19 protein-coding genes are annotated in these 22738 nt (G+C 65.4%); 13 read left to right on the top strand and 6 right to left on the bottom strand.

Annotation, left to right across the window (positions count from 1 at the left end; all coding sequences use genetic code 11):
* Window positions 1-1122 (bottom strand): MBL fold metallo-hydrolase, encoded by a 1122-nt coding sequence (locus EJO71_RS27900; protein ID WP_125951830.1) that lies wholly within the window; start codon window positions 1120-1122, stop codon window positions 1-3.
* Window positions 1123-1320: 198 nt separating this feature from the next.
* On the opposite strand from EJO71_RS27900, the gene EJO71_RS27895 reads away from it, so the two are divergent.
* From EJO71_RS27895 to EJO71_RS27880, 4 genes are all read left to right on the top strand, one after another.
* Window positions 1321-2916 (top strand): hypothetical protein, encoded by a 1596-nt coding sequence (locus EJO71_RS27895; protein ID WP_125951831.1) that lies wholly within the window; start codon window positions 1321-1323, stop codon window positions 2914-2916.
* Between the two features lie 50 nt (window positions 2917-2966).
* Window positions 2967-3383 carry a hypothetical protein gene (locus EJO71_RS27890; RefSeq protein ID WP_125951832.1) on the top strand — a complete coding sequence of 139 codons (417 nt, stop codon included), beginning with the start codon at window positions 2967-2969 and terminating at the stop codon, window positions 3381-3383.
* 23 nt (window positions 3384-3406) lie between these two features.
* A complete protein-coding gene (locus EJO71_RS27885) occupies window positions 3407-3943 on the top strand; it encodes a cysteine hydrolase family protein (RefSeq protein WP_125951833.1) in 537 nt (178 codons plus the stop codon).
* A 350-nt stretch (window positions 3944-4293) separates the two neighbouring features.
* On the top strand, window positions 4294-6069 hold the full coding sequence (locus EJO71_RS27880) for a hypothetical protein (protein ID WP_125951834.1): 1776 nt from the start codon (window positions 4294-4296) through the stop codon (window positions 6067-6069).
* A gap of 189 nt (window positions 6070-6258) precedes the next feature.
* On the opposite strand, the gene EJO71_RS27875 is transcribed toward EJO71_RS27880, so the two are convergent.
* Window positions 6259-7002, bottom strand: a complete 744-nt coding sequence (locus EJO71_RS27875; RefSeq protein ID WP_125951835.1) for a metallophosphoesterase family protein — start codon at window positions 7000-7002, stop codon at window positions 6259-6261.
* 218 nt (window positions 7003-7220) lie between these two features.
* Between EJO71_RS27875 and EJO71_RS34860 the strand changes: the two genes are divergently transcribed.
* Window positions 7221-7559 carry a hypothetical protein gene (locus EJO71_RS34860; RefSeq protein ID WP_240651533.1) on the top strand — a complete coding sequence of 113 codons (339 nt, stop codon included), beginning with the start codon at window positions 7221-7223 and terminating at the stop codon, window positions 7557-7559.
* A 24-nt stretch (window positions 7560-7583) separates the two neighbouring features.
* On the opposite strand, the gene EJO71_RS27865 is transcribed toward EJO71_RS34860, so the two are convergent.
* A complete protein-coding gene (locus EJO71_RS27865; protein ID WP_240651534.1) occupies window positions 7584-9284 on the bottom strand; it encodes a CorA family divalent cation transporter in 1701 nt (566 codons plus the stop codon).
* Between the two features lie 144 nt (window positions 9285-9428).
* Here EJO71_RS27865 and EJO71_RS27860 point away from each other — a divergent pair, with 144 nt between their 5' ends.
* From EJO71_RS27860 to EJO71_RS27825, 8 genes are all read left to right on the top strand, one after another.
* Entirely contained in the window at window positions 9429-10100 is a 672-nt protein-coding gene (locus tag EJO71_RS27860; RefSeq protein ID WP_125951836.1) for an amino acid ABC transporter permease, read from the top strand.
* 27 nt (window positions 10101-10127) lie between these two features.
* Window positions 10128-10781, top strand: a complete 654-nt coding sequence (locus EJO71_RS27855) for an amino acid ABC transporter permease (RefSeq protein ID WP_125951837.1) — start codon at window positions 10128-10130, stop codon at window positions 10779-10781.
* A 47-nt stretch (window positions 10782-10828) separates the two neighbouring features.
* Window positions 10829-11626, top strand: a complete 798-nt coding sequence (locus tag EJO71_RS27850; RefSeq protein ID WP_125951838.1) for a transporter substrate-binding domain-containing protein — start codon at window positions 10829-10831, stop codon at window positions 11624-11626.
* A gap of 137 nt (window positions 11627-11763) precedes the next feature.
* Window positions 11764-12519 carry an amino acid ABC transporter ATP-binding protein gene (locus EJO71_RS27845; RefSeq protein WP_125951839.1) on the top strand — a complete coding sequence of 252 codons (756 nt, stop codon included), beginning with the start codon at window positions 11764-11766 and terminating at the stop codon, window positions 12517-12519.
* Entirely contained in the window at window positions 12519-13262 is a 744-nt protein-coding gene (locus EJO71_RS27840; protein WP_125951840.1) for a glutamine ABC transporter ATP-binding protein, read from the top strand. The genes EJO71_RS27845 and EJO71_RS27840 overlap by 1 nt, the downstream gene beginning before the upstream one ends.
* A 16-nt stretch (window positions 13263-13278) precedes the next feature.
* On the top strand, window positions 13279-14232 hold the full coding sequence (locus tag EJO71_RS27835; RefSeq protein ID WP_125951841.1) for a sugar kinase: 954 nt from the start codon (window positions 13279-13281) through the stop codon (window positions 14230-14232).
* Window positions 14233-14237: 5 nt separating this feature from the next.
* Window positions 14238-15221 (top strand): D-glycerate dehydrogenase, encoded by a 984-nt coding sequence (locus EJO71_RS27830; RefSeq protein WP_125951842.1) that lies wholly within the window; start codon window positions 14238-14240, stop codon window positions 15219-15221.
* Window position 15222: 1 nt separating this feature from the next.
* Window positions 15223-16248: a LacI family DNA-binding transcriptional regulator gene (locus EJO71_RS27825; protein ID WP_125951843.1), complete on the top strand. Its 1026-nt coding sequence runs from the start codon at window positions 15223-15225 to the stop codon at window positions 16246-16248.
* Here the strand turns inward: EJO71_RS27825 and EJO71_RS27820 are convergent.
* The 3 genes from EJO71_RS27820 to EJO71_RS27810 form a co-directional block, all read right to left on the bottom strand.
* Complete coding sequence (locus EJO71_RS27820) at window positions 16245-17867, bottom strand: GMC family oxidoreductase N-terminal domain-containing protein (RefSeq protein ID WP_125951844.1); 1623 nt, start codon at window positions 17865-17867, stop codon at window positions 16245-16247. The genes EJO71_RS27825 and EJO71_RS27820 overlap by 4 nt on opposite strands.
* A 157-nt stretch (window positions 17868-18024) precedes the next feature.
* Window positions 18025-22005, bottom strand: a complete 3981-nt coding sequence (locus EJO71_RS27815; protein WP_125951845.1) for a patatin-like phospholipase family protein — start codon at window positions 22003-22005, stop codon at window positions 18025-18027.
* Window positions 22006-22064: 59 nt separating this feature from the next.
* Window positions 22065-22625 carry a peptidoglycan recognition family protein gene (locus tag EJO71_RS27810; protein WP_164546919.1) on the bottom strand — a complete coding sequence of 187 codons (561 nt, stop codon included), beginning with the start codon at window positions 22623-22625 and terminating at the stop codon, window positions 22065-22067.
* Window positions 22626-22738 lie beyond the last annotated feature (113 nt).

Below are 22738 nucleotides of genomic sequence, written 5' to 3'. Positions count from 1 at the left end.
TCAGCGCAGATCGGTCCACCAGCGCGTGTTGGTCCGCGCGGCTCCCACCGTCACCACCTCGCCGATCACCGGCGTGGCCAGATCGATCTTCTTTGCTTCCGTGAGGGCCGCGATGCGGTCCAGCGGGTCGCGCCAGGCGTGGAACGCGAGGTCGAAGGTGCTGTTGTGCACGGAGAAGAAGGTCTTGCCGCGCAGGTCCTCGAAGGCTTTCACGCTCTGCTCGGGCGCCATGTGCACGGCGGGCCACATGCTGTCGTAGGCGCCGTTTTCCATCAGCGCGATGTCGAAGCCGCCGAAGCGCTCGCCGATCTGCTTGAAGCCCGGAAAGTAGCCCGAGTCGCCGCTGTAGAAGATGCGCTGGTCGCCGCTTTGCACCACCCATGAGGCCCACAGCGTGCGGTCGCGGTCGCCCAGCGTGCGGCCCGAGAAGTGCTGCGCGGGCGTGGCGGTGAGCTTCACGCCATCGTGCTCGGCGCCCTGCCACCAGTCGAGCTCGGTCACGCGCTCGGCCGGCACGCCCATCGCCACCAGCCGTGAGCGCACGCCCAGCGGCACGAAGTAGCGCTTCACGTCCTTCGAGAGGTATTCGATGGTCGCCACGTCGAGGTGGTCGTAGTGGTCGTGCGAGAGGATCACGCCCTCGATCGACGGCAGATCCTCGAGCGCGATCGGCGTCTTGTGAAAGCGCTTCGGCCCCGCCCATTGCACGGGCGACGCGCGGTCGCTGAACACCGGGTCTATCAGCCAGTACTTGTCGCGCAGCTTCAGCAGGTGCGACGAATGGCCCAGGCGCACCACGTGGTTGGTCTTCGTGTCGAGCGCGTCGAGCGTGGCCTTGTCCAGCGGCTTCACGGGAATGGGGTCGACCGGCACGGTGTCGACCTTGCTGCCCACGATGAAGCGCGACCAGATGCGCCATGCGCTGGCCTGCGCGGGCAGGTCGGGGTTGGCCATGTTGTGGAAGCCGCCGTCCTTGAACTGGGGCGAGTTCTCGTAGCGCGTCTCGCCGCCCCCGGCGGCGCTGCAGCCCGCGACGAAGGCGCAGCCGGCCGCGGCGAGCGCGGTGCCGCGGCGCAGGAGTTGGGGCAGGTAGGAGCCTTGCGAGCCCGGGTCTTCAGCCATGGGAGAGCCTTCTGGATTGTGTTTGTCGGATGGCCGGAGACTATCGAAGGCGCGTGTTTCAATGGTTTCAGCGATAGAAACATTCGGGCAGGAGGGGCATTCCGGTGCTATGCCATGCGCCGTATGGCGGGCGCCGCCGAGGCCCGGCACACTGCCGGACTTCATCGGTTTCACCCGTTCTGAGGAGGCACAAGATCCATGAGCACCAACCGCTATCCCATCATCTACGTGCGCGGCTACGCAATGACCGAGTCGGAGCGCGACGAGACCGCGGCCGATCCGTTCTGCGGCTTCAACATCGGCTCCACGGTGTACCGCGCCACCGTGAAGAAGGAAGCGCCGGCGCAGAAGTTCGTCTTCGAATCGCCGATGGTGCGGCTGCTGGCCGACTTCCAGTACCAGAGCGTCTACCAGAACGGCCTGGACATCCTCGACCCCGACTGGAAGCCCTCGCCCGACGCGAACGGCAACGACGTCGACGGCATTCCCTCGGCCTCGGTCATCATCTACCGCTACTACGACTCGGGCTCCGAGCTGCTGGGCGACGGCAAGGCCAAGGACGTCAAGGTGTACGCGCAGGGCCTGAGCCAGCTGATCCTTCGCGTGCGCGACCTCGTGGTGCAGCGCGAAGGGCCCTCGGGCTTCACGGCCGACGACTTCCGCTGCTACCTTGTCGCGCATTCCATGGGCGGGCTGGTGGTGCGCGCCTTCCTGCAGAACCCCGCGCTCGGCGACGCGAAGGCCCGCGCCTGCGTCGACAAGGTGTTCACCTACGCCACGCCGCACAACGGCATCGACATGGGCGGCATCAACGTGCCGGCCTGGCTCACGGTGAACGAGATGAATACCTTCAACCGCGACAAGATGTCCGAGTTTCTGGCGACGCCGGCCGTCAACGGCCGCATGGACTACCTGCCGGCCGCCGCCTTTCCGCCCGAGCGCTTCTTCTGCATGGTCGGCACCAACCGCGGCGACTACGAGACCGCCAAGGGCCTTTCGCGCATGTTCGCGGGCCACGGCAGCGACGGCCTCGTGCGCATCGAGAACGCTTCGCTCTGGGCCGTCGACGATGCTGGCAAGACGCAGCCGGTGGCCACCGCCTACACCTACCGCTCGCACTCGGGCTACTTCGGCATCGTCAACTCCGAAGAGGCCTACCAGAACCTCACGCGCTTCCTGTTCGGTGACGTGCGGGTCGACCTGTGGTTCGACGTTGACGGCGTCACCTTGCCGCCCGACCTGCCCAAGGACGCGGATGTCGATGCGCTCTACCAGGTCGAGCTGCTGGCCGCGCCGCGCGGCAAGCGCTGGTACCTGAGCCGCCGCATCGCAGAGGAAGACTCCCCCGCCTGCCGCACGCACAAGGAGCTGACCGACCCGGCCACGGCCGATCGCCGTTCGATCTATCTGTCGACCGTGTTCCTCGCCAACAGGGCCCGCGTGAAGCAGGACCGCCCGACGCTGGCCTACGCCATGACGCTGGGCGTGCGCGTGCCCGACTACCAGGTCAACAACAAGTTCTGGCTCGACGGCCATTACGAAGGCAGTTCGCTCTTTCGCGACACGCTGATCATCGAGATCGCGCCGCCCCAGCCCGGCGACCCGGCCGAGAACTGGAACGTCAAGTACGGATGGCAGACCGACACCGCCGGCCGTGCCTCGCTGCCCATGAGCCCGAAGCAGCTGGCGAGCGGCAAGCTGCAGTTCGTGGTGCCGTTGTCCAGCCTCGGCGCGGCACCAGCCGCGCCAGGCATCAGCGGCAAGGTGCGGCTGGAGGTGAGCGCCTGGGACTAGGCAGAACAGGTGGGCCGTAGTCAGGTCGGATCGTTCACAATCGCGCCGGCATGCACTACCTCCTGTTCATCGGAGCCCTCCTGTTCTTCGCGTTCATCGCGCCGCTGAAGCTCGCGGTGACCGCCTGCGCGCTGGTGCTGATCGTGACGGTGGCGGTGAAGGTGTCGGCGCAGGTCGTCGCTGGCACGTCGCCGACGCTGGGCGAGTCGTTCAAGTCCGTCTTCTACGCCTCGCTGCTCGTTGCGCTGGCCCTGATGGCCTTCATGAGCTTTTCGAGCGGCACGGGCATCCACCACATCGAAGGCTGGCCTGCGGTGGCAGTGCTCGCGGGGCTGTTCGTGGCCTACACGCTGGGCTTCCAGATCGGCATCGGCACTTCCTTCGGCGCCAGCGCGGTCATCGCGCTCATCTCGACGCTGGTCTCGGGCGCCATACTCTGGTCGGTCAAGAACCTCGCCTCCTTCTGATTTCCTTCTGATTGATGGATTCCATGAAAACTGCCGTTCTCGTCATCGACGTCCAGCGTGGCCTTTGCGACGACCCGCCGCGCCCCCATGAGGCCGGCGAAGTGATGCAGCGCATCAACGCGCTCACTGCGCGAGCCCGCGAGGCCGGCGTGCCGGTGGCCTTCATCCAGCACGAGAACGCCGTCGACCTCGAGTTCGATTCCGAGCGCTGGCAGCTTGCGAGCGCGCTGAACACCGATTCGCGCGACGCGCGCATCCGCAAGACCACGCCCGACTCCTTCCTGCGCACGCCGCTGGAAGCGTGGCTCTCGGAGCACGGCGTGAAGCGCGTGGTGGTCTGCGGCTACTCCTCGGAGTTCTGCGTGGACACCACCGTGCGCCGCGCCGCCGCGCTGGGCTACCACGTCGTGCTCGCGGCCGACGCCCACACCTCGCACGACAAGCCGCACGCCACGGGCGCGCAGATCCGCGAGCATCACAACGCCACGCTCGCGGACATCACGAGCTTCGGCGTGCCGATCCGCGCGGTGGCCAGCGCGGAAGTCGCGTTCGGCGACTGAACTGAATTGGGTCGGTAGGCCGGCGAGCTTGCCTCCGGAGCTAGACCGCTCTTCATCAGCCGCAGATTTAAGCACGGCGTTGACGGTGTCTTCGAAATCACCGTCGAGCTGCCCAACAGGTGCAAACCTGGGAGTAGTGCGGCTTCGACGCTGAGGACTGCGTTTACCACCACCACGGCTCAATAGTTTCTCGAGGCCAAGTTTGCCTAGACGAGAGAGCCTCACTACGCCTTTCTTCTATCTAGTGCATCACACCAGATATCTACAAAATGAAAATGTGCCGGCCTCGAGTTCATCTTGAAGGCCGGCCTTCAAAAGTACTAAGAACATCAGGTTGATTAAGGGAAAAAATGAGCAACTTAGCCACTCTCAGAAGAGCTATTTACTTCGTTCTTGCCTCCGTGGTGTTGCTATCCATGCTGCTCCGCACGGCGGCCGCCCAAACAATAAATACAACCCCGGTAAATGTTCCCAATCTCTGCAACAGCGTTAGCTTTCATCAGATTCCGGGAAACGGCAACTACTTCATTGGACGCAGGCTGATCAACACCACGCCTGATGGCTGCTCTGGTTCCAACTGGACACTTTCTTTGTTTCAGATGGATTGGGCTTCGCACACGCTAAACCGCATCAGAGATGTGATCAGTCTTCCGGTTGCTCTGACGGACCAGAATGCGAACATCACCTCCGCGTATGACCCCACGGTGATCTCGTTCAACGGAGAACTGTGGATGTCATTCGAGTGTGTTGACACCGGTGCCTCCATGGGGGGAGTTTCTTCCTGCCTTGCGCCCATTTCTTCGACGACCTTTGATGTCGATGCCTCACGAATGACGGTCGCTGTCTCGGCAATTCAACAAACAGCATTCAACGATGGCTACTCAGCGAGTGTTCCCAAGGTTTTCCAGTTCGGAGGTGCTCCATACTTGTATTGGTCCGTGAGCCATTTTGTGCAAAGTGCGGATGGCCCTCTTTTGTCCGACACGACAACCCGAGGAGCGATGCTGGCTCAAGAATCCTCTGGTCTGCGCCGCCTCTGGGTGAGCGGCTCTCTTGGAGCTCGAATCAACACGCTCAACTCGCAATTTACTACCGAAGTTTTCGGGCTGACTTCCGGGCAGAGTCTGTTGGATGGCACTGCAGACTCGTTTGATGTCAAAGTGGTCAGCGGAAAAATCTTGCTGACCACGGGTGTTGGCGGAAAAGGGTGTGGAACACCCATCAGTCCAGCATATGGCTGCTATCGAATGCAGATTCGATCTTCGACTACTCCATTGGGCAATGGAATATTCAATGGAAGCATTGCGACGAGCCCCTCGCTTCCATTCAATCCGCACGAGTACAGCAAGATCATCACGGATCCGAATGGCAGCTCGTTCGTGCTTGGGCAGTATCTCCAGGTCCAGGGTGGAGGAACTCCCGCACCGGCTAACACCATTCCCAACGGAATGTCGATGTTTCCTATAGATCTGAATGCCCTTCAGTTCTCTGCAACGGACCCCACACCGGCACCGGCGCCTGCCCATGCCGGAGAATTCTTCTATACGGCGTTTGACACGCTGCGGCAATTCCAGACCGGTTGCAAGCAGAGTAGTCCGAGACCAAATCAAAACAGCGGGGAGTGCGCCGCCGCGGTAAGTCGCTACTGCCAAAGCCAAGGCTATGGGGCAGGTGGAGTCATGGTCGAGAACGCAGGAAACATCGCTGGGGTGGCTTGCGTGACATCGAGTAAGTCAAGCATGGTCCCGACAACCATCCCCGCCTTGACGGCGTACCACGCTACATGCACGTCGAGCAACATGTACAGCGGCGACTGCGCAAGCTCGATCAATGCGTTCTGTAGTGCTACGGGCTACGGCGGCGGGGGATATGGCCCAATGGAAGTTTCTGGCTCAAACGTGGCGCTTAGCTGCATGAGCGACCAGATCGCAGCGCATGTCGCAACGACGTTCACGGCTCTTTCCACGCAGGCTGCTTGCGATGGCTCCTGGCCTGCGACTGGCTCATGCCACTCTGCAGTTCATCGTAGCTGCCAAGCACTTGGTTATGCATCAGGGTATGGAGTTACTGACTACTCCCAAGATACTGCGATCATGGGCTGCATCAAGAAGAACGTGCCGAACTAGACTTTACCGATACAGACTCAACCCGCTTCGGCGGGTTTTTCGTTATTAAGCGCCGCATCGGTTTTCAGTTGGCGAATGAGATGTCAATGGCTTCGTGCGCCTGAGCGATCACAACCTGCGCTTCTTGCTTCCGCATTGCCACGAACAAACAGGCTCGAGAAGCGGTGGCCGTTTCTGAGAGATGCTTCGCTAAGACATCCGACCAGTGGCAAGGGCGCTGGCCCAGTCAGGCCTGCCGTTCGACATTGCGAGCGCCGCCATGCTCGCGTGGTCGTAGGGCACTGAGATCAGCGTCGAAACCCAGCCTGTAGCCAGCCGTTCGACGATGGCGTAGCGCGCATCAGGCGAGCCCGTCTCGACGACGTGCGAATGCGGGTGAACATCGTCGTAGGCTTGCAGCCCGACGCTGCCCGGGTTGACGATCAACTGCCCGCCCGAAGCACGAACCACGCGTGGCACGTGCGTATGCCCGCAGGCGACGAGTTGCACCCGCGCATCGACCTGACCGAGCCGCGCATCGATCTCCGGCATCGTGGCCGGCCTTAGCAGTGACGGCTCGACCGTCTCCAGGAAGTAGTGCAGGTCGCTCTCGGGCGTGCCGTGGCACAGCAGCACTTCGGGGCTCAACTGGAGCCTGTGTTCGAGCGAGGCCATCCATGCGAACTCCTGTGGGCCGAGCCGGGCATGAGCGAATTCGTCGGACGCGCCACGCTTGCCGGCCGGCAGCGTGAGCACCTGGCGCTCGTGGTTGCCCGCAAGATGGACCCAGTCCTGCGCCATCAGGAAGCGCGCCGTTTCCAGCGGCATCAGCGGCCCGGAGAGGCTGTCGCCCAGGTTGACGACGGTATCCGCGCCGCGGCGGCCGATGTCCTCGACGACGGCTTCGAGGGCGGGGAGGTTTCCGTGGATGTCGGAGACGATGGCGATGCGCATGCGCTGATTCTGGGGGAATCGTGAGCCAGTTCGCCGCCACGAGCACCACGCCGAACCACACGGTCCATAAGGCAACTGCATGGCTATACTGCGCCCGTCACGTCGAACAAGGCGTGATCGGGTTTGACAGCCTGACGCAATCTCTGCGACGTAAGCCGCAGTTTTCCCGAAGGGCGAGTGCGGCGGTTTCTACAAATCGCAACCTCAGGAGGTCGTCCGTGACCAAGTCTGCTCGCGTGCTCAAGCACGCGCCGAAAACCGATACCGCTTCAACGCCGAAGTCGGCTCATCCCCATTCAGATGCCGAGTCGGTTGCCCTGCAAGCAGGCGACGACATCGAGAGCATTCGCCAAGTGCACAGCGCCTACGTATGCCTCGAAAAGCTCGTCGTGCCGATGCAGGTGGATGAGCGTGAGGAGATCTATCCGACCCGATCCGAACTCGGTGCACTGTTCCGCGTGGTCAATGAGGAAATGCAGCGGCGAATCGAAGCCGCGGACAGCACCATCGGCTCCTTGCGCGATGCTCTGAGCAAGCAGGTCCGCGAAGCTCATTGACGACCGGCTCGGGACAAGCGCCGGTCAATCCGCCCCCGGCCTCCACACCTTCGCCAGCGCCGCCAGCTTGCCCCTGAACCCCAGTCGGTCGTTCGACAGCGCATCGATGAAGTCCGAGAGCCGCTGCGACTTCACCATCGTGTAGATCGTGAGCCACGTCGTCGCGACGAACACCACGCCGAACCACACGGCCTTGCGCCACAGCGGCGCCTCGGCCTCGGCCAGCAGGTTCATGCCGAGGAAGCCGGTGGTGATGGTGCCGATCAGGCCGAAGAGCGTGACCACCGTGAGCCGCACCACGGTGGCGGCCTGGCGGCGCAGGCTGTCGGCGTCGAGATACGTGTTCATGTCGGCGATGCGCGCCTTGACCTCGTCGTAGAGCGGATCGAGCCCGAGGTGCGTGGCGCACATGTGGGAGAGGGCGCGCACCTGCGCCTGTTCCGAGATCTCGTGGAACCAGTAGCGGTGCGTGAAGCGCAGGAAGCGTTCGAAGCTCGCGCGGATGGCGCGCTTGAACTGCTTCACGCTCGGCGTGCTGCGGATGTCGAGCCGCTTGAGCGCTTCCACGAGCTGGTCGGAGAACATCAGCAGCGAGGCCTTCTGGAAGTGCGCGATGAGGAACAGCAGGAAGTGCTGGTGCCTGAACTGCGCGAGCACGCCGCGGTCGCGGCAGCAGAAGAACTCGGAGCGCGCGTCGCCCACCACGATGAGCGCGTGGCCGTTGCACAGGTAGCGCGTGTTGGGGGCCGCGCCGGCGTTCACCCAGAAGCGGTCGTAGCAGTACTTGTGTTCGAAGTCGGCGAGATGGTGGTCGGCGTAGGGCAGGTGGGCTTCGCTCGGGCCCGAGCCAGCACCGGTGACCAGCGCGAGCCGCACGAAGTCGTCGCGCGTGAGGCGGCGCGGGTCGTCCAGCGAGAGGTACGCCATCACCGGCATGCGGTAGTACTCGATCTGCCGGTAGCGCAGCACGCCCGCGTCTTCCGAATGGTCGCTCACCAGCGGCTGCATCAGGTAGGCCCAGTGCGCGGCGATGCGCGGCGCGCGGTGCTGCGCCACGTGCGAGAGAAAGGCCTCGCGCTGCTGGGCATCGGAGCTCGCGAGCACGCGGCCATCGGCGCCCAGCCATTCGACGCTGGCCATGCAGTGCAGCGCCGAGCCGTCGGCCTCCCAGCCCGAGGGGTAGGCGCGGCCGAAGCGATAGAGGATGTCCTGCGCCTGCGCGAGGCTCAGGTTGCTCGCACCGACTTCGAGGTTGAGCAGCACCACGTCGATGTCGAAGAAGAAGTACAGGTCGCAATGGATCACGTCGAGCGTGACCGGCGCGTCGCCCGGCTGCGACACGAGGCGCACGGCCGCGACGTCGTGGCGCCGGAAGATGCGCATCGGCGAATCGCCGTCGTTGCCCTTGCTTTCGCCGTTGCCGCGCGAACGGCCTTCGCCGTACAGGAAGCGCTGCACGTAGGGCAGGAAGCTCACGAACTCGTTGTAGTGCCGCTCGTGAAAGCGGCTGCTGTCGCCGGTGTATTCGTCGACCTCTTCGCGCCAGGGCGAGGCATCGCCCATTTCGCGCAGCACGTGCCAGGGCGCGTGATGGTGCCCGGCATGCGGTGCCGGCATCAATCGCAGGGGCCAGAGCAGGGCCTGCCTGAAATGCTGCACGGTGGGGGCGCCGGTGGGGAGCGCATGTGCCTCTGTGGGCATGGTGGCCGCGGGTGGGTTCAGCATGACTCCGGAGTAGGCAGAAGGTGGGACAAAACGACCACTTAGGGGAATCCCTATGAAATCGTGAAACCGGTTTCATATAAGCTGCAAGCATTGCTTTCAGGGCATGCACGTGCCCATGCCGCGCACCTCCAGGGTCCGCCCACCATGAACTACCAGTTTCAATTCGACGCCGTTTTCGCCGCCTGGCCGCTGCTGCTCAAGGGCACGTGGATCACGATCCAGCTCTCGCTGATCGCCACCGTGCTGGGGCTGGTGGTGGCCATCTTCTGCGCCTGGGGCAAGACCTCGGGGCCGGGCTGGCTGCGCTTCATCGTCAATGCCTACATCGAGGTGATCCGGAACACGCCCTTCCTCGTGCAGCTGTTCTTTTTCTTCTTCGCGCTGCCGGCCATCGGCCTGCGCTGGTCGCCGCAGACGGCCGCGCTGGTGGCCATGGTGGTGAACCTGGGTGCCTACGCCACGGAAATCATCCGGGCGGGCATCGAGTCGATTCCCAAGGGGCAGATCGAGGCGGGCAGGGCGCTCAACCTGAAGTCCTGGGAGATCTTCCGCTTCGTCATCATCAAGCCGGCGCTGAAGGCCATCTACCCGGCGCTCACGAGCCAGTTCATTTTGCTGATGCTGAGCTCGGCGGTGGTGTCGGTCATCTCGGCCGACGACCTGACCTCGGTGGCCGCCAACCTGCAGTCGCAGACCTTCCGCAGCTTCGAGATCTACATCGTCGTGGCCGCCATCTACCTCGCGCTGGCGCTGGCCTTCTCGGCCATGTTCAAGCTGATCTACAAGCGCACGCTCAACTACCCGGACCGCCGGTAAGAGTCGACGGACGGAGACAAAAACACCATGCGCACCTTCGGCTTTCCCGAATTCCTTTTCATCCTCGAAGCGGCCAAGTGGACGCTCGCGCTGTCGGCCATCGCCTTCGTGGGCGGCGCGATCCTGGGTCTTGCCATCGCGCTGATGCGCACGTCGGAATCGACGTGGGCGCGCGCCGTGTCGACCACCTTCATCCAGATCTTCCAGGGCACGCCGCTGCTGCTGCAGCTGTTCCTTGTGTTCTTCGGCGCGCCGGTGCTGGGGCTGGACATCAACCCGTGGGTGGCCGCGGGCGTGGCGCTCATCCTCAACAGCGCCGCCTTCCTCGGCGAGATCTGGCGCGGCTGCATCGAGGCCATTCCGCGCGGCCAGTGGGAAGCGGCGCAGGCCCTGAGCCTCAAGTACACCTCCCGCATGCGCGACGTGGTGCTGCCGCAGGCCTTCAAGATCGCGCTGGCGCCCACGGTGGGCTACTTGGTGCAGATCATCAAGGGCACCTCGCTGGCGGCCATCATCGGTTTCGTCGAGGTCACGCGCGCGGGGCAGATCGTCAACAACGCCACCTTCCAGCCGCTCATCGTGTTCTCGGTGGTGGCGGCGATCTACTTCGTCATCTGCTGGCCGCTGTCGCTGCTGGCAGCAAGCATGGAGCGCAAGCGCGCCCGTGCACTGGCCCGCTGACTCTCTTTCGTTTTCTTCCTTTCTCTTTCTTCATCCAGGAGACATCCATGACCCGTTCCACCACTCGCCGTGCCGCGATCGCCGCGCTGGGCCTCGGCGCAGCCCTCACCGTGTTCGCTCCTTTCGCCTCGGCGCAGACCGTGGCCGACATCAAGAAGAAGGGCGAGATCACCATCGGCATGCTGGTCGACTTCCCGCCCTACGGCACCACCGACGCGAAGAACCAGCCCGACGGCTACGACGCCGACGTGGCCAAGCTGCTGGCCAAGGACTGGGGCGTGAAGGCCAACATCGTGCCGGTCACCGGCCCGAACCGCATTCCCTTCCTGCTGACCAACAAGGTCGACCTGCTGGTGGCATCGCTGGCCGTGACGCCCGAGCGTGCGAAGCAGGTGCAGTTCTCGCAGCCGTATGCAGCGGCAACCATCGTGCTGTACGGCGCGACCAAGACCCCCATCAAGGCCGCTGGCGACCTGAAGGGCCTGCGCGTGGGCGTGGCCCGCGCCTCGACGCAGGACGTGGCCGTGACCAAGGCCGCGCCCGAAGGCACCGAAATCCGCCGCTTCGACGACGACGCCTCTGCCATGCAGGCACTGATCTCGGGCCAGGTCGACGCCATCGGCTGCTCGGTGACTGTGGCTGCGCAGATCGCCAAGCGCGTGCCCGCCAACACCTTCGAAAACAAGTTCACGCTGGTGCAGCAGTCGATGGGCATCGCGATGCGCCCCGGCCAGGAAGAGCTGCACAAGGCAGTGAACGACTTCGTGCAGAAGAACACCGCCAATGGCGAGCTGAACAAGCTCTACCAGAAGTGGCTGCAGGCCGACCTGCCGAAAATGAACTGACCCCCAGGCTTCGCGCACTTCGTGTCGCTACGCCAACCCCCTTGCAGGGGGCAACACCGGCGGCCCGGCAAAGCCGGTTCCGCGGTGTTCCTCGAGAAGGCGCAAGGCGCCCCACAGTGAGTATCGGAACAACGAGCATGACGACGGAATCGATCATCCGCATGGAAGCGGTCAACAAGTGGTACGGTGAATTCCAGGTGTTGACCGGCATCGACCTGTCGGTGCGCCAGGGCGAGCGCATCGTGATCTGCGGGCCCTCGGGCTCGGGCAAGTCCACGCTGATCCGCTGCATCAACCGTCTGGAGACGGTGCAGAAGGGCCGCATCGTGGTCGACGGCATCGACCTCACGGCCGGCGGCAAGAACGTCGATGCCGTGCGTGCCGAGGTCGGCATGGTGTTCCAGCAGTTCAACCTGTTCCCGCACCTCACCATCCTCGAGAACTGCATGCTCGCGCCGATGCGCTCGCGCGGCATGACCAAGGCGCAGGCGGAGGAGGTGGCCATGAAGTACCTCACGCGCGTGCGCATTCCCGAGCAGGCCAACAAGTACCCCAGCCAGCTCTCGGGCGGCCAGCAGCAGCGCGTGGCTATCGCGCGGGCGCTGTGCATGGCGCCCAAGATCATGCTGTTCGACGAGCCCACTTCCGCGCTCGACCCCGAGATGGTCAAGGAAGTGCTCGACACCATGATCGCCCTGGCTGAAGACGGCATGACCATGCTGTGCGTGACGCACGAGATGGGCTTCGCCCGCAGCGTGGCCGACCGCGTGATCTTCATGGCCGAAGGAAAGATCGTCGAGCAGGCGCCGCCGCAGGAGTTCTTCAGCAACCCGAAGGATGAGCGCACGCGCCAGTTCCTCGGCCAGATCCTCAGCTCGCACCAAGCCCACTGATGTCCTTCGAGCTTCTTGTTTCCCTGTCGTCCTTCGGCGCGGCCGAGGTGGGGCGGCATGGCCAGCTCTGGTGCTCGCAGCTCTCGCGTGCGGCCGGTGCCGATTCCGTAGAAGTGCGCGGCGAGATGCTGCGCGACGCCGACGCGGAGCTGCCCGCGCTGAACGGCCTTGCCTCGGTCTACTCCAGCCCCGAGGGCCTCTGGGCCGAAGGCGGCTGGCTCGACAGCGCCGCGCTCAAGCGCGGCATCGCCGCCGCCACGCGCGTGGGCGCGAAGCGGCTGAAGATGTCCATCGGCGACTTCCAGCCTTCGTCGCACGGTTCGCTCTGGGGCCTGAAGGTCGAACTCGCCGAAACCCGCGTCGAGCTGCTGATCGAGAACGACCAGACAGTGCGCGCCGGCACGCTGCCCGCGCTGCAGGTCTTCTTCGACGTGGCCGACCGTGCCGGCGTGTCGCTGGGCATGACCTTCGACATGGGCAACTGGCACTGGCTCGGCGAGTGCCCGCTGCAGGCCGCGCAAGCGCTCGGCCACCGTGTGCGTTACGTGCATTGCAAAGGCGCGCAGCGGCTGCCGCACAAGTGGGTGGCGGTGCCGCTGGGCGACTCGGTCGCGCCGTGGCGCTCGGTGCTGCGCGCGCTGCCTGCCGACGTGCCGCACGCCATCGAATACCCTCTGGTGGGCGACGACCTGCTGGCCGTCACCCGCGCACAGATCGACTTCATCCGCGCCGCGCGCGCATAAGCACACAAGAAAACACATGACGGAACCCGCCGCCTTCGACGTCGCACTTTTCGGCGAGGCCATGCTGCTGCTCGTGGCCGACCGGCCCGGCCCGCTGGAGGACGCACAGTCCTTCCACAAGCGCACCGCCGGCGCCGAGACCAACGTGGCCATCGGCCTCTCGCGCCTCGGCCTCAAGGTGGGCTGGGCCAGCCGGCTCGGCACCGACTCGATGGGCCGCGCGCTGCTGGCCGCGATGCGCGCCGAGGGCATCGACTGCTCGCACGTGATTACCGACGCGACGCAGCGCACAGGCTTCCAGTTCAAGGGCCGCGTCACCGACGGCAGCGACCCGCCGATCGAATACCACCGCAAGGGCTCGGCCGCGAGCCACATGGGCCCGGCCGATGTCGACGAAGCCTGGCTGCGCTCGGCGCGCCACCTGCACGCCACCGGCGTGTTCGCCGCCATCTCCGACACCAGCCTGCAGGCCGCGCTCAAGAGCATGGACGTGATGCGCGCCGCCGGCCGCACCATCTCCTTCGACACCAACCTGCGCCCCACGCTGTGGTCTTCCACCGAGACCATGCGCCATTGGGTCAACGAACTCGCCTCGCGCGCCGACTGGGTGCTGCCCGGCATCGAGGAGGGCCTGCTGCTCACCGGCCACACCAAGCCGGAAGACGTGGCGAAGTTCTACCGCGAGCGCGGTGCGAAGCTGGTGGTCGTGAAGCTCGGCGCCGAGGGCGCCTACTACGACAGCGACGTGGCCGGCACCGGCCGTGTCGACGGCTTCCCGGTGAAGGAAGTGATCGACACCGTGGGCGCCGGCGACGGCTTCGCGGCCGGCGTGGTGAGCGCGCTGCTCGAAGGCAGGAGCGTTCCCGATGCCGTGCGCCGCGGCGCATGGATCGGCGCGCGCGCCGTGCAGGTGCTGGGGGATACCGAAGGCCTGCCGACGCGGGCGCAGCTCGAGGAAGCGGGGCTCTGAACGCCATGACGCAACAGAAGAACGTCCTCGTCTTCCGCCCGTTGCCCGCAGACCAGCTGGCGCGCCTGCAGGCCGCGCACCATGTGGTCGTGGCCGATCCGCGCAAGGAGCCCGAAGCCTTCGCCGCCGCGCTGCACACCGCGAACGGGCTGATCGGCTCCAGCCACCCGGTCGATGCCGCGCTGCTCGATGCGGCGCCGCAGCTCCAGGTGATTTCCAGCGTGTCGGTCGGCGTCGACAACTATCCGCTGGCCGAACTCCACAAGCGCGGCATCGCGCTGTGCCACACGCCGGACGTGCTCACCGAGACGGTGGCCGACACCGTGTTCGCGATCCTCATGGCCACGCAGCGCCGCGTGGTCGAGCTCTCGACCATGGTGCGCGAAGGCCGCTGGACGAAGAACATCGGCGAGGAACTCTTCGGCACCGACGTGCACGGCAAGACGCTGGGCATCCTCGGCTTCGGCCGCATCGGCCAGGCCGTGGCACGCCGTGCGGCCCTTGGCTTCGGCATGCCGGTGCTCTACCACGCACGCCGCCCGGTCGACCTGGCCGCGCAAGCGCCCGAGCTGCAGGGCCGCGCCACGCACGCGCCGTTGAATGACCTGCTCGCGCGCTCCGACATCGTGCTCGCGATGCTGCCGCTGACCGAGGCCACGCGCGGCATGATCGACGCCGCCTTCTTCGCGCGCATGAAGCCCGGCGCGGCTTTCATCAACGGCGGCCGTGGTGCCACGGTGAACGAAGAAGCGCTGCTGAATGCGCTCGACCACGGCACGCTGCGCGCCGCCGGCTTGGACGTGTTCGCGAAGGAGCCACTGCCGGCCGATTCGCCGCTGCGCACGCACCCGCGCGTGACGCCGCTGCCGCACATCGGCTCGGCGACGCACGAGACGCGCCACGCCATGGCCGAGCTTGCGACGACGAACCTGCTGCAGGTGCTGGCCGGCGAGAAGCCGACGGCGCCCTACGACACCTCTGCCGCGTGAGATGAAGCCCACGGGCCGCGCCACCATTGCCGACGTCGCCGAAGAGGCCGGCGTCTCCAAGGCCACCGTCTCGCGCTTTCTCAATCATCGCGAGCGGCTGCTGAGCCCCGACATCGCCGCGCGCGTCGAGATCGCCATCGCCAAGCTGGCCTATTCGCCGAGCCCGATGGCGCAGGCGCTGAGCCATGGCCGCTCGCGGCTCATCGGCCTGATCGTGGCCGACATCACCAACCCGTATTCCGTCGCGGTGCTGCGCGGCGCCGAGAAGGCCTGCCAGGACGCCGGCTATCTTGTGATGCTCTTCAACCTCGGCAACGAGAGCGAACGCGAGCGCGAGGCCATCGATGCGCTCGCGGGCTACCAGGTCGACGGCTTCATCCTCAACACGCTGGGGCGCGGCAGCAACGTGGTCGACGCGGTCACGCTGCACGGCAAGCCGGCGGTGCTGGTGGACCGGCGCCACACCGGCATGCACACCGATTTCGTCTCGCTCGACAACCACGCCGCGATGACCGCCACCTGCGGCCATCTGGTCGAGGGCGGGTATCGCGAGCTGCTCTATGTCACCGAGCCGCAGAAAGGCGTGAGCTCCCGGCGCGAACGCACGGCCGCCTTCGGCACCTGCGTGGCCGCGCACGAGCCGCGCGTGGCGGGCGAGGTGTTCGAATCGGTCGAGGGCGAGACCGATGCGCTCGACGCGGCCCTGCGTGCCTTGCGCCAGCGCGCCAGGCGAGGCCGCCGCGCGGCGGTGGTCGCGGGCAATGCGGTCGTCACGCTGCGTGTCGCGCAGGCGATGGCGCGGCTGGGCTGGCAGTACGGCAGCGACCTGGGCTTCGTGGGCTTCGACGATCCCGAATGGGCCTCGCTCATCGGGCCCGGCCTGAGCACCGTGGCGCAGCCCACCGACGCCATCGGCCGCGCGGCCGCGACCTGCCTGATCGAACGACTCCGCGGGCTGGATGCAGCGCCGCGCCAGTTGCTGCTGCCAGGCGAACTGGTGGTGCGGGGCTCGTCGAGGGCAGCCTAGCGATCGAAGGTCAGCGGCCCGCGCATCCAGTCGGCGGCGCGCTCCGCGATCATGATGGTTGGCGCGTTGGTGTTGCCGCCGATCAGCGTCGGCATCACCGAGGCATCGACCACGCGCAGGTTCTCGATGCCGTGCACGCGCAGCTTCGCGTCGACCACGGCCATGTCGTCCGTGCCCATCCTGCAGGTGCCCACGGGGTGGTAGATGGTGTCGGCGCGGGCGCGGATGTGCTGCAGCAGCTGCTCGTCGGTTTGCGCGTCGGCCGTGTAGAACTCCGCCTGCCGGTACTTCACCAGCGCGGGCGCGCGCAGGATCTCGCGCATCTTCTTCACGCCGGCCAGCAGCCGAGCCACGTCCTGTTCGTCCGACAGGAACCGCGGATCGATGCGCGGCGGCGATGCGGGGTTGGCATCGTTCAGGCGCACGTCGCCGCGTCCGTTGGGCCGCAGCACGCAGGCGTGGCATGAAAAGCCGAAGCCGCCATGCAGCTTGCGCGCGTGGTCGTCGACCAGCCCGATCACGAAGTGCAGCTGCAGGTCGGGCTTGTGCAGTCCGGGTGATGTCCTGATGAAGGCGCCCGCCTCGGCGAAGGGCGTGGCCACCAATCCCTTGCCGCTGCGCCGCCATTCGGGAATGGCCTTCGCGAAGTTGAGCAGGCCGGCGGGGCCCAGCCCCGGCAGGCCCTTTTCCTTTGTGCGGTAGGCGAGGATGAAGTCGACGTGGTCCTGCAGGTTGCGTCCCACGCCCGGCAGCGCATGGTGCACCGCGATGCCGTGGCTCGCCAGTTCGGTCGGATCGCCGATGCCCGACAGCATCAGCAGCTGAGGCGAGTTGAAGGCGCCGCCGCACAGCACGACCTCGCGGCGCGCGAAGAGGGTGTCGATCTCGCCGTCGCGCCGCACCTCGACGCCGGTGGCGCGACGCTCGTCGAGCAGCACGCGCTGCGCCTGCACGCCGGTCAGCACGGTGAGGTTCGAGCGCGAACTCATCACCGGATGCAGGTAGGCCGCAGCGGCCGAGCAGCGCTCGCCGTTCTTCGCGCCGCCGTGGAACTGCGTGACCTGGTAGAGCCCGGCGCCTTCCTGCACGCCGTCGTTGAAGTCGTCGTTGCGCGGGATGCCGCATTCCATCGCGGCGCGCACGAAGGCTTCGCTGATGCCGCGCGGCGACTGCTGGTCGGCCACCTGCAGCGGGCCGCCGGCGCCGTGCATCGCGCTTTCGCCGCGCTGGTTGCCCTCGGCGCGCTTGAAGAAGGGCAGCACGTCGTCGAAGGACCAGCCCGTGCAGCCGGCACGCTCCCAGTCGTCGTAGTCGTCGGGGTGGCCGCGCACATAGAGCATGGCGTTGATGGCGCTGGAGCCGCCCAGGCAGCGCCCGCGCGGCTGGTAGCCGCGGCGCCCGTTCAGGCCGGGCTGCGGCACGGTCTGGTAGGCGTAGTTGTTGATGCGCGGGCGTCCCGAGATCATGGCCGCCGCGCCGGCCGGCGCCCGTACCAGGATGCCCCGCCCGTCGCCGCCCGCTTCCACCAGGCAGACCTGCACGGCGGGGTCTTCGCTGAGCCTTCCGGCCAGCGTGGCGCCACCGGAGCCGCCACCCACGATCACGTAGTCGAATTCCATGGCGACTCCTTTCTTCGTGTCGGTTCTTGAGCCGACCCGCGGGTCCGTCAGCCTCCCGGGTCAGTCGCAACTGTAGGAACGAAGTCGGGCGGGAGACTTAAGGTTTTCCCGCTGTAGCGTTCGGGCAGTCGAGCATTGCGTGGGTCCCAGGAGCGAATCACTTTGTCCGTGCTTCCTGTTTCTTGTCTTGTATGACTGGTGGAGGGGGCCTGTCCGGGGTGAGCGCGAACCACCAGGGAGGTATCCATACCTCGATGGCTTTCGACGAGGGCTTGAGCTGTGCGGCAAGCGGCTCGATGGCCCATCCGTTGGGAGGAGCAAACCCTGCCGGCATGTGTTTGTGCATTTCGATCGCACACTTCTGTGCCGATGTGTCGCTTCCGACCAGGGGATATCGGATGACCGGCTGCTTTACTGGAGAAGGGGATCGACGGCCTGCTGTGCTCGCCGTCGCCTGGACGTCCTCGATCGGAGGCACCGATGCACCAAGTGCTTGCCAATCTGGTCGGAGTGCCCTGGCCAGTTCGCGCTGTCCCGGACCATAGATCTGTATGTAGATCGTCATGTCCTTGCACACATTCGACGGACTTGGCGAGGGAGGTGGCGGCGCTGATGTGGGGGCAGGGGCAGGTGCAGGTACGGGAGCAGGTGTAGGTGCGGCGGCGAGTGGCGCCTCGGGGCATGCCACGGAAAGTCCTCTGCCATCCAGCCAGGTGCGCCATTCGGTGGCCCCCATCCTGGCTTTGCGGCGCGGATCGCACGGATGCATGGCCAGAAGGCGCGTCGCCGACGCGGCATAGCCGTAGCCCCAGTAGCCCGCTGGAACCGGAGGCTCCTTTTCCTTGCGCTGACCCTCCGGTTGAATCAGGCATCGCGGGATTTCGGCCGCCCCCTTGCCGGAGCTCATCTGCAGCAGTGTTGCGCAGGCGCTGTCGGGCGACATGGTGGACCCGAAGGTAGTGGCGCAACTGGTTTGCGCCGTCTGGAAGATCATTTCGCTGAAAGTCGACTTTTGGTACCACTTCGCCTCGTCGGATGGGCACAGCGTGTCCGCCGTGTGCACCAACGCCGCGGCCAGTTCCGATACTGCGGCCTTCCTCTTTGCGATCTCCTCCGGCTTGTCCTGTGGGGCCTGGGCGGCGGTGTCCGTCACCTTGGCCCATTTCTCCGTCAGGTCTTTCAGCGCGTCCCGCTCCGTTGCAACTTGCTTGGAGTACGAGGCCCGCACGCCATCGATGGCCTGCCAGGCGCCGATGCTGACGGTGGCAACCGCCCCCAGGCCCACAGTGGTTCCGACAGCACCCGCGGTCAACAGGCTCCGCGCCGGAACACGGCTGCTTCCGGATTCGTCGCCTTGCACCGCGCTTGCCGTCGGCTTCTTGTGGTGCAACGGGGCCGAGTCGGATTTGGCGCGCTCCTCGAATGCGGACTGGTGATCGTTCTCGAAGTACGTTTGCGAATGGCTGGCCAGCCTCGCCAGCAGGGCGGGGCTCAGGCACTTGCCGAGTTCGCGGCCCAACTGGAAGTAGCTCTCCCACTGCGCTTCAGAGAAGAACTGGTCGACCGTCGTCTGCTGGGGAAAAGTCCGGTTCTGGCTCCAGAAGTTCGTCAGATCCACAGGCAGGCCCGCGCACATGTTGGGCTTGACGACGACGAGCACACCCGGCTCGTCCTGTCCCGTGTAGCGAACCTCGGCGAGTGCCAGGCAGGCGCTGCTGTTCAGTGACGACAGGTCCTGGAGGGCACCGAATTTCGCGCGGACGGTTCTGGCGTGCGGGTCTCGCAAGCTTGTGTCGGTGCGCGGCTTCTGGAACGTGATGTAGGCCCCGAGATCGATTCGGGCCTTTCGCACCAGATTCTCCAGGTCTTCGAACAGGAATTCGGGGTCCGCGCCGCAGTCGGCCACCACGATGAGTTCGCACCGCTCGGCCAGCAGCGCATACGCGCCGGTGTTCTCGAAGTGTCCGCCGTCGGACAGGAACCAGTCGTCCTTGGGACCGCCGGCAAAGCTCCCCGTCATCTCGCTCAGTACGGCGGTGGACTTGCTCCCGAATTTCCCCTTTAGGCTCTTGTTCTCGCCGGCCCTTGCATCTGGTTCTGGTGTCGATGCGACTGGTGGAGCTTCAATCGCGCTTTCGCGTGCCTGGTGCCGCCACCAGTAGCCGAGACGAACACCAGCGAAGGTGGCCAGTGCCGAGATACCGCCTCTTGTCAGGCTCCCGAGACCGGGCGCGAAAGCCGCCCCGGAAATCGCGGTCCACGCGGCCAGCGACAGACCGTCTGCGCCTTGCATCACTTTCCAGCCGGCGCCCGGCACCCGTATGAGGCCACTGCTCGCCACCGTCAGCGGAAGGCCGCGCCGGTCCTGGTTGAACAAACCGCCGCGCGGGTCGATGGTCTGGTTGATGCAAGCGTTGATCAGGTGCACCGGTGCGCCCGCGGATTGCGGCTTGTAGTCCGTCAGGGGAACGTTGTCTTCGTCGGTCACCTTGTCGACCGGCGACAGGGCGAATCCCGTGCCCTGGAATTGAGGCACCGGCGCGATGCAGGCCAGCGGGTCGGCCATCGAAGGCTCCTTGCCGCCTGGGCCGGGAAACCGCAGCGGATTCGCGGCGCCCAGATAGCTGCGGGCCAGCCTCGCCCGATAGAACGCATGCAGCGACGAAAGATTGAGGAAGTTGAAGTTCCTGCCCGTCAACAAGAGGTAAGCGACGACAGGCAGAGCCAGCAGCAGCCACGTTTGCAGTGCGGCGTCGAAGTCGAGCGTGAGCCCGCTGGAAGGCGTCGGCACGAACAGGCTGGTCTGAACGACCTTGTGAGCCAGCGAAACCCACCAGGCGAACAGAAGGAACGTCAGTGCGTAGCCCAGGAGCCTGGCGAACAGAAGCAGGGCGCCGCTGCTGCCCGACCCCGGCGCCAGCTTGGAAACCAGCGGCATGCCCGCGCGAAGCACGGCGGCGGCAATGGCCAGCGATGCGCCGGTCTGGATCACCGTGCGTTCGAAGGCGATCGTCCATGCCACCCGGTCGACCAGGCCCGCAACAAGCAGGAAGACGATGACCCGGCCAAGTGTCGTGAGAAAGATCGTCAAGCGGTTGCGGGTCCAGTCTTCCCGCAAGTCGATCGAGTTGATGCCGCGAGCATGGGCTGAGGCGAAGTAGGTGCCGGTGGCCACGGCGACACCTGCCAGCCAGCCTGCCAGCAATCCAGCGATCCCGACGCACAGCACATAGCGGTATTGGGTCGCGGCGGACGGGTCTCCCCGGAGGTAGAGAACGAGCCAGACGAGCGCCCCGGCCGCGAGCGCGGAAACCCCCAAGACCCATACCGGGTTCTGCCTCAACCAAGGCACATTCCAGTAGGCGGCAGACACTACGCCCGCCAATGCGACGAAGAGCAGTGACACCAACCAGGTCACGGGAAGATAAGGCGACAGATGCGCCACGACATCGAAGAAGCGCGTAATGTTGCTCGGCCCCCACTGCGCCAGTGCCCACCATGCGTACAGATCGATGCCAGTGAGCAGCAGACCCAGCAGCAGCGCAATCAGTCCGATCTCGACATGGATGGCCACGAGGTTGCGCAGTACCACGGCCAGCGCGAAGGCAGTGTCTTTCGCACCGCGTGGAATGAGGTAGCGCCCATTGGCTCGCAGCCACAGCAGATACCAGCGCGAGACGTCGTCGCCCAATGCGGACTGGATCTGCTCGGCCTGCGTTGTCGTCGTGGCTCTGCTGAACAGCCGGCCAAGCATCGCGCCGAAATAGCCGCCCCCCGAAACCGTGGACAGCAGGTCGAAACGCAGGAGCACCTTGTTCTTTGCCAGCGATCCGGTCAGTCCGAGGCAGAAGGTCGCACTACGGATGCCTCCGCCCGAAAGGGCGAGCCCCCATTTGTGCGTGGGCCTTGCGGTTGGCTGAGATGCCTGTGGATCGGAGCCTGGTGTATTGCCGGAAGTCCCGGCGGCCCATGCCTTGCGCCTTTCCCGGATAGCCTTGTCAAGTTCACTGAGCGGCTGTTCCGGCTCGGCTTGCGCCGCGGCGGTCGCTTCGATTTCACTGCACCCGGCTAGCCAGCGGATCAGGCGGATCGGCCAGTTGCGAGTGCCGGTGGTCCTCGCTGAATCATTCGGAACCATGGCTTCCTCCGGTGATGAGCCGATACGCCCGCGGGGCTCGGATGCAAACGGTCGATGGACTACGCGAGGTGCTCGCCGGTATGACGCACGGCCATGAGTCGTTGAACTTCATCGATCAATTCGATCTTGCGGACCTTCACGCCGGGACACGCGTGCGTTGTCGCCTTGTCTTCTCGGTGAAGCCTGATCGTCGACGGGTCAAGGCCGAGCACAGCGCTGAGCGTGGCCATGGCCCCGACCGTGTTCTGGTGTACCGCCAGTCCTCTGCCGGAATTGAATTCGTCCTTGTCGTAGTCGCCCAGCATCTCGATGCCGATGGACAACTTGTTCCATGACGGGGAATGCACGCCAGAGACGGTAAGAGGCGTGAATGCCCAGATCTGCCTGTCGTCGATGAACAGATGCGGCCCGGCACTCCAGCCTTTCTGGTCGCGGTAGAAGGAAACCAGGTTCTGTATGTGGGCCTTGCTGAATCCTTTGGGGCGCTGGTCGAGCGAAGGCACGCCGGTGTTGTGAACCACGAGGAACGAGGGGCGCCACGATGTCCAACTGAGACTGTGGCAGTACGCGTCGAATGAATCGAGGTCGAAAGGACTCCCGACAATGTTCTTCCAGGCCATGATTTCTCTCCTCCGGACGACTTCTTGAATCGAGTGCCAACGCTTGCCGGTTCCACAGAGACTGCAGCACCGCTTGCCGGCGCGATGATGAGCTTCCGGCTTGGCACCGGCAT

Source organism: Variovorax sp. 679 (genome assembly GCF_003952185.1).
In the GTDB taxonomy this organism is placed as follows: domain Bacteria; phylum Pseudomonadota; class Gammaproteobacteria; order Burkholderiales; family Burkholderiaceae_C; genus Variovorax.
Note: the sequence above shows the minus strand (reverse complement) of the source record. Positions and strands in the feature narration are given on the sequence as shown.

Coding starts and splice junctions, on each gene's coding strand:
- EJO71_RS27830 (WP_125951842.1), top strand. CDS start 14,238: ATGACGCAACAGAAGAACGTCCTCGTCTTCCGCCCGTTGCCCGCAGAC.
- EJO71_RS27880 (WP_125951834.1), top strand. CDS start 4,294: ATGAGCAACTTAGCCACTCTCAGAAGAGCTATTTACTTCGTTCTTGCC.
- EJO71_RS27900 (WP_125951830.1), bottom strand. CDS start 1,122: ATGGCTGAAGACCCGGGCTCGCAAGGCTCCTACCTGCCCCAACTCCTG.
- EJO71_RS27825 (WP_125951843.1), top strand. CDS start 15,223: ATGAAGCCCACGGGCCGCGCCACCATTGCCGACGTCGCCGAAGAGGCC.
- EJO71_RS27850 (WP_125951838.1), top strand. CDS start 10,829: ATGACCCGTTCCACCACTCGCCGTGCCGCGATCGCCGCGCTGGGCCTC.
- EJO71_RS27895 (WP_125951831.1), top strand. CDS start 1,321: ATGAGCACCAACCGCTATCCCATCATCTACGTGCGCGGCTACGCAATG.
- EJO71_RS27875 (WP_125951835.1), bottom strand. CDS start 7,002: ATGCGCATCGCCATCGTCTCCGACATCCACGGAAACCTCCCCGCCCTC.
- EJO71_RS27890 (WP_125951832.1), top strand. CDS start 2,967: ATGCACTACCTCCTGTTCATCGGAGCCCTCCTGTTCTTCGCGTTCATC.
- EJO71_RS27865 (WP_240651534.1), bottom strand. CDS start 9,284: ATGCTGAACCCACCCGCGGCCACCATGCCCACAGAGGCACATGCGCTC.
- EJO71_RS27810 (WP_164546919.1), bottom strand. CDS start 22,625: ATGGCCTGGAAGAACATTGTCGGGAGTCCTTTCGACCTCGATTCATTC.
- EJO71_RS27840 (WP_125951840.1), top strand. CDS start 12,519: ATGTCCTTCGAGCTTCTTGTTTCCCTGTCGTCCTTCGGCGCGGCCGAG.
- EJO71_RS27845 (WP_125951839.1), top strand. CDS start 11,764: ATGACGACGGAATCGATCATCCGCATGGAAGCGGTCAACAAGTGGTAC.
- EJO71_RS27815 (WP_125951845.1), bottom strand. CDS start 22,005: ATGGTTCCGAATGATTCAGCGAGGACCACCGGCACTCGCAACTGGCCG.
- EJO71_RS27860 (WP_125951836.1), top strand. CDS start 9,429: ATGAACTACCAGTTTCAATTCGACGCCGTTTTCGCCGCCTGGCCGCTG.
- EJO71_RS27885 (WP_125951833.1), top strand. CDS start 3,407: ATGAAAACTGCCGTTCTCGTCATCGACGTCCAGCGTGGCCTTTGCGAC.
- EJO71_RS27820 (WP_125951844.1), bottom strand. CDS start 17,867: ATGGAATTCGACTACGTGATCGTGGGTGGCGGCTCCGGTGGCGCCACG.
- EJO71_RS27835 (WP_125951841.1), top strand. CDS start 13,279: ATGACGGAACCCGCCGCCTTCGACGTCGCACTTTTCGGCGAGGCCATG.
- EJO71_RS27855 (WP_125951837.1), top strand. CDS start 10,128: ATGCGCACCTTCGGCTTTCCCGAATTCCTTTTCATCCTCGAAGCGGCC.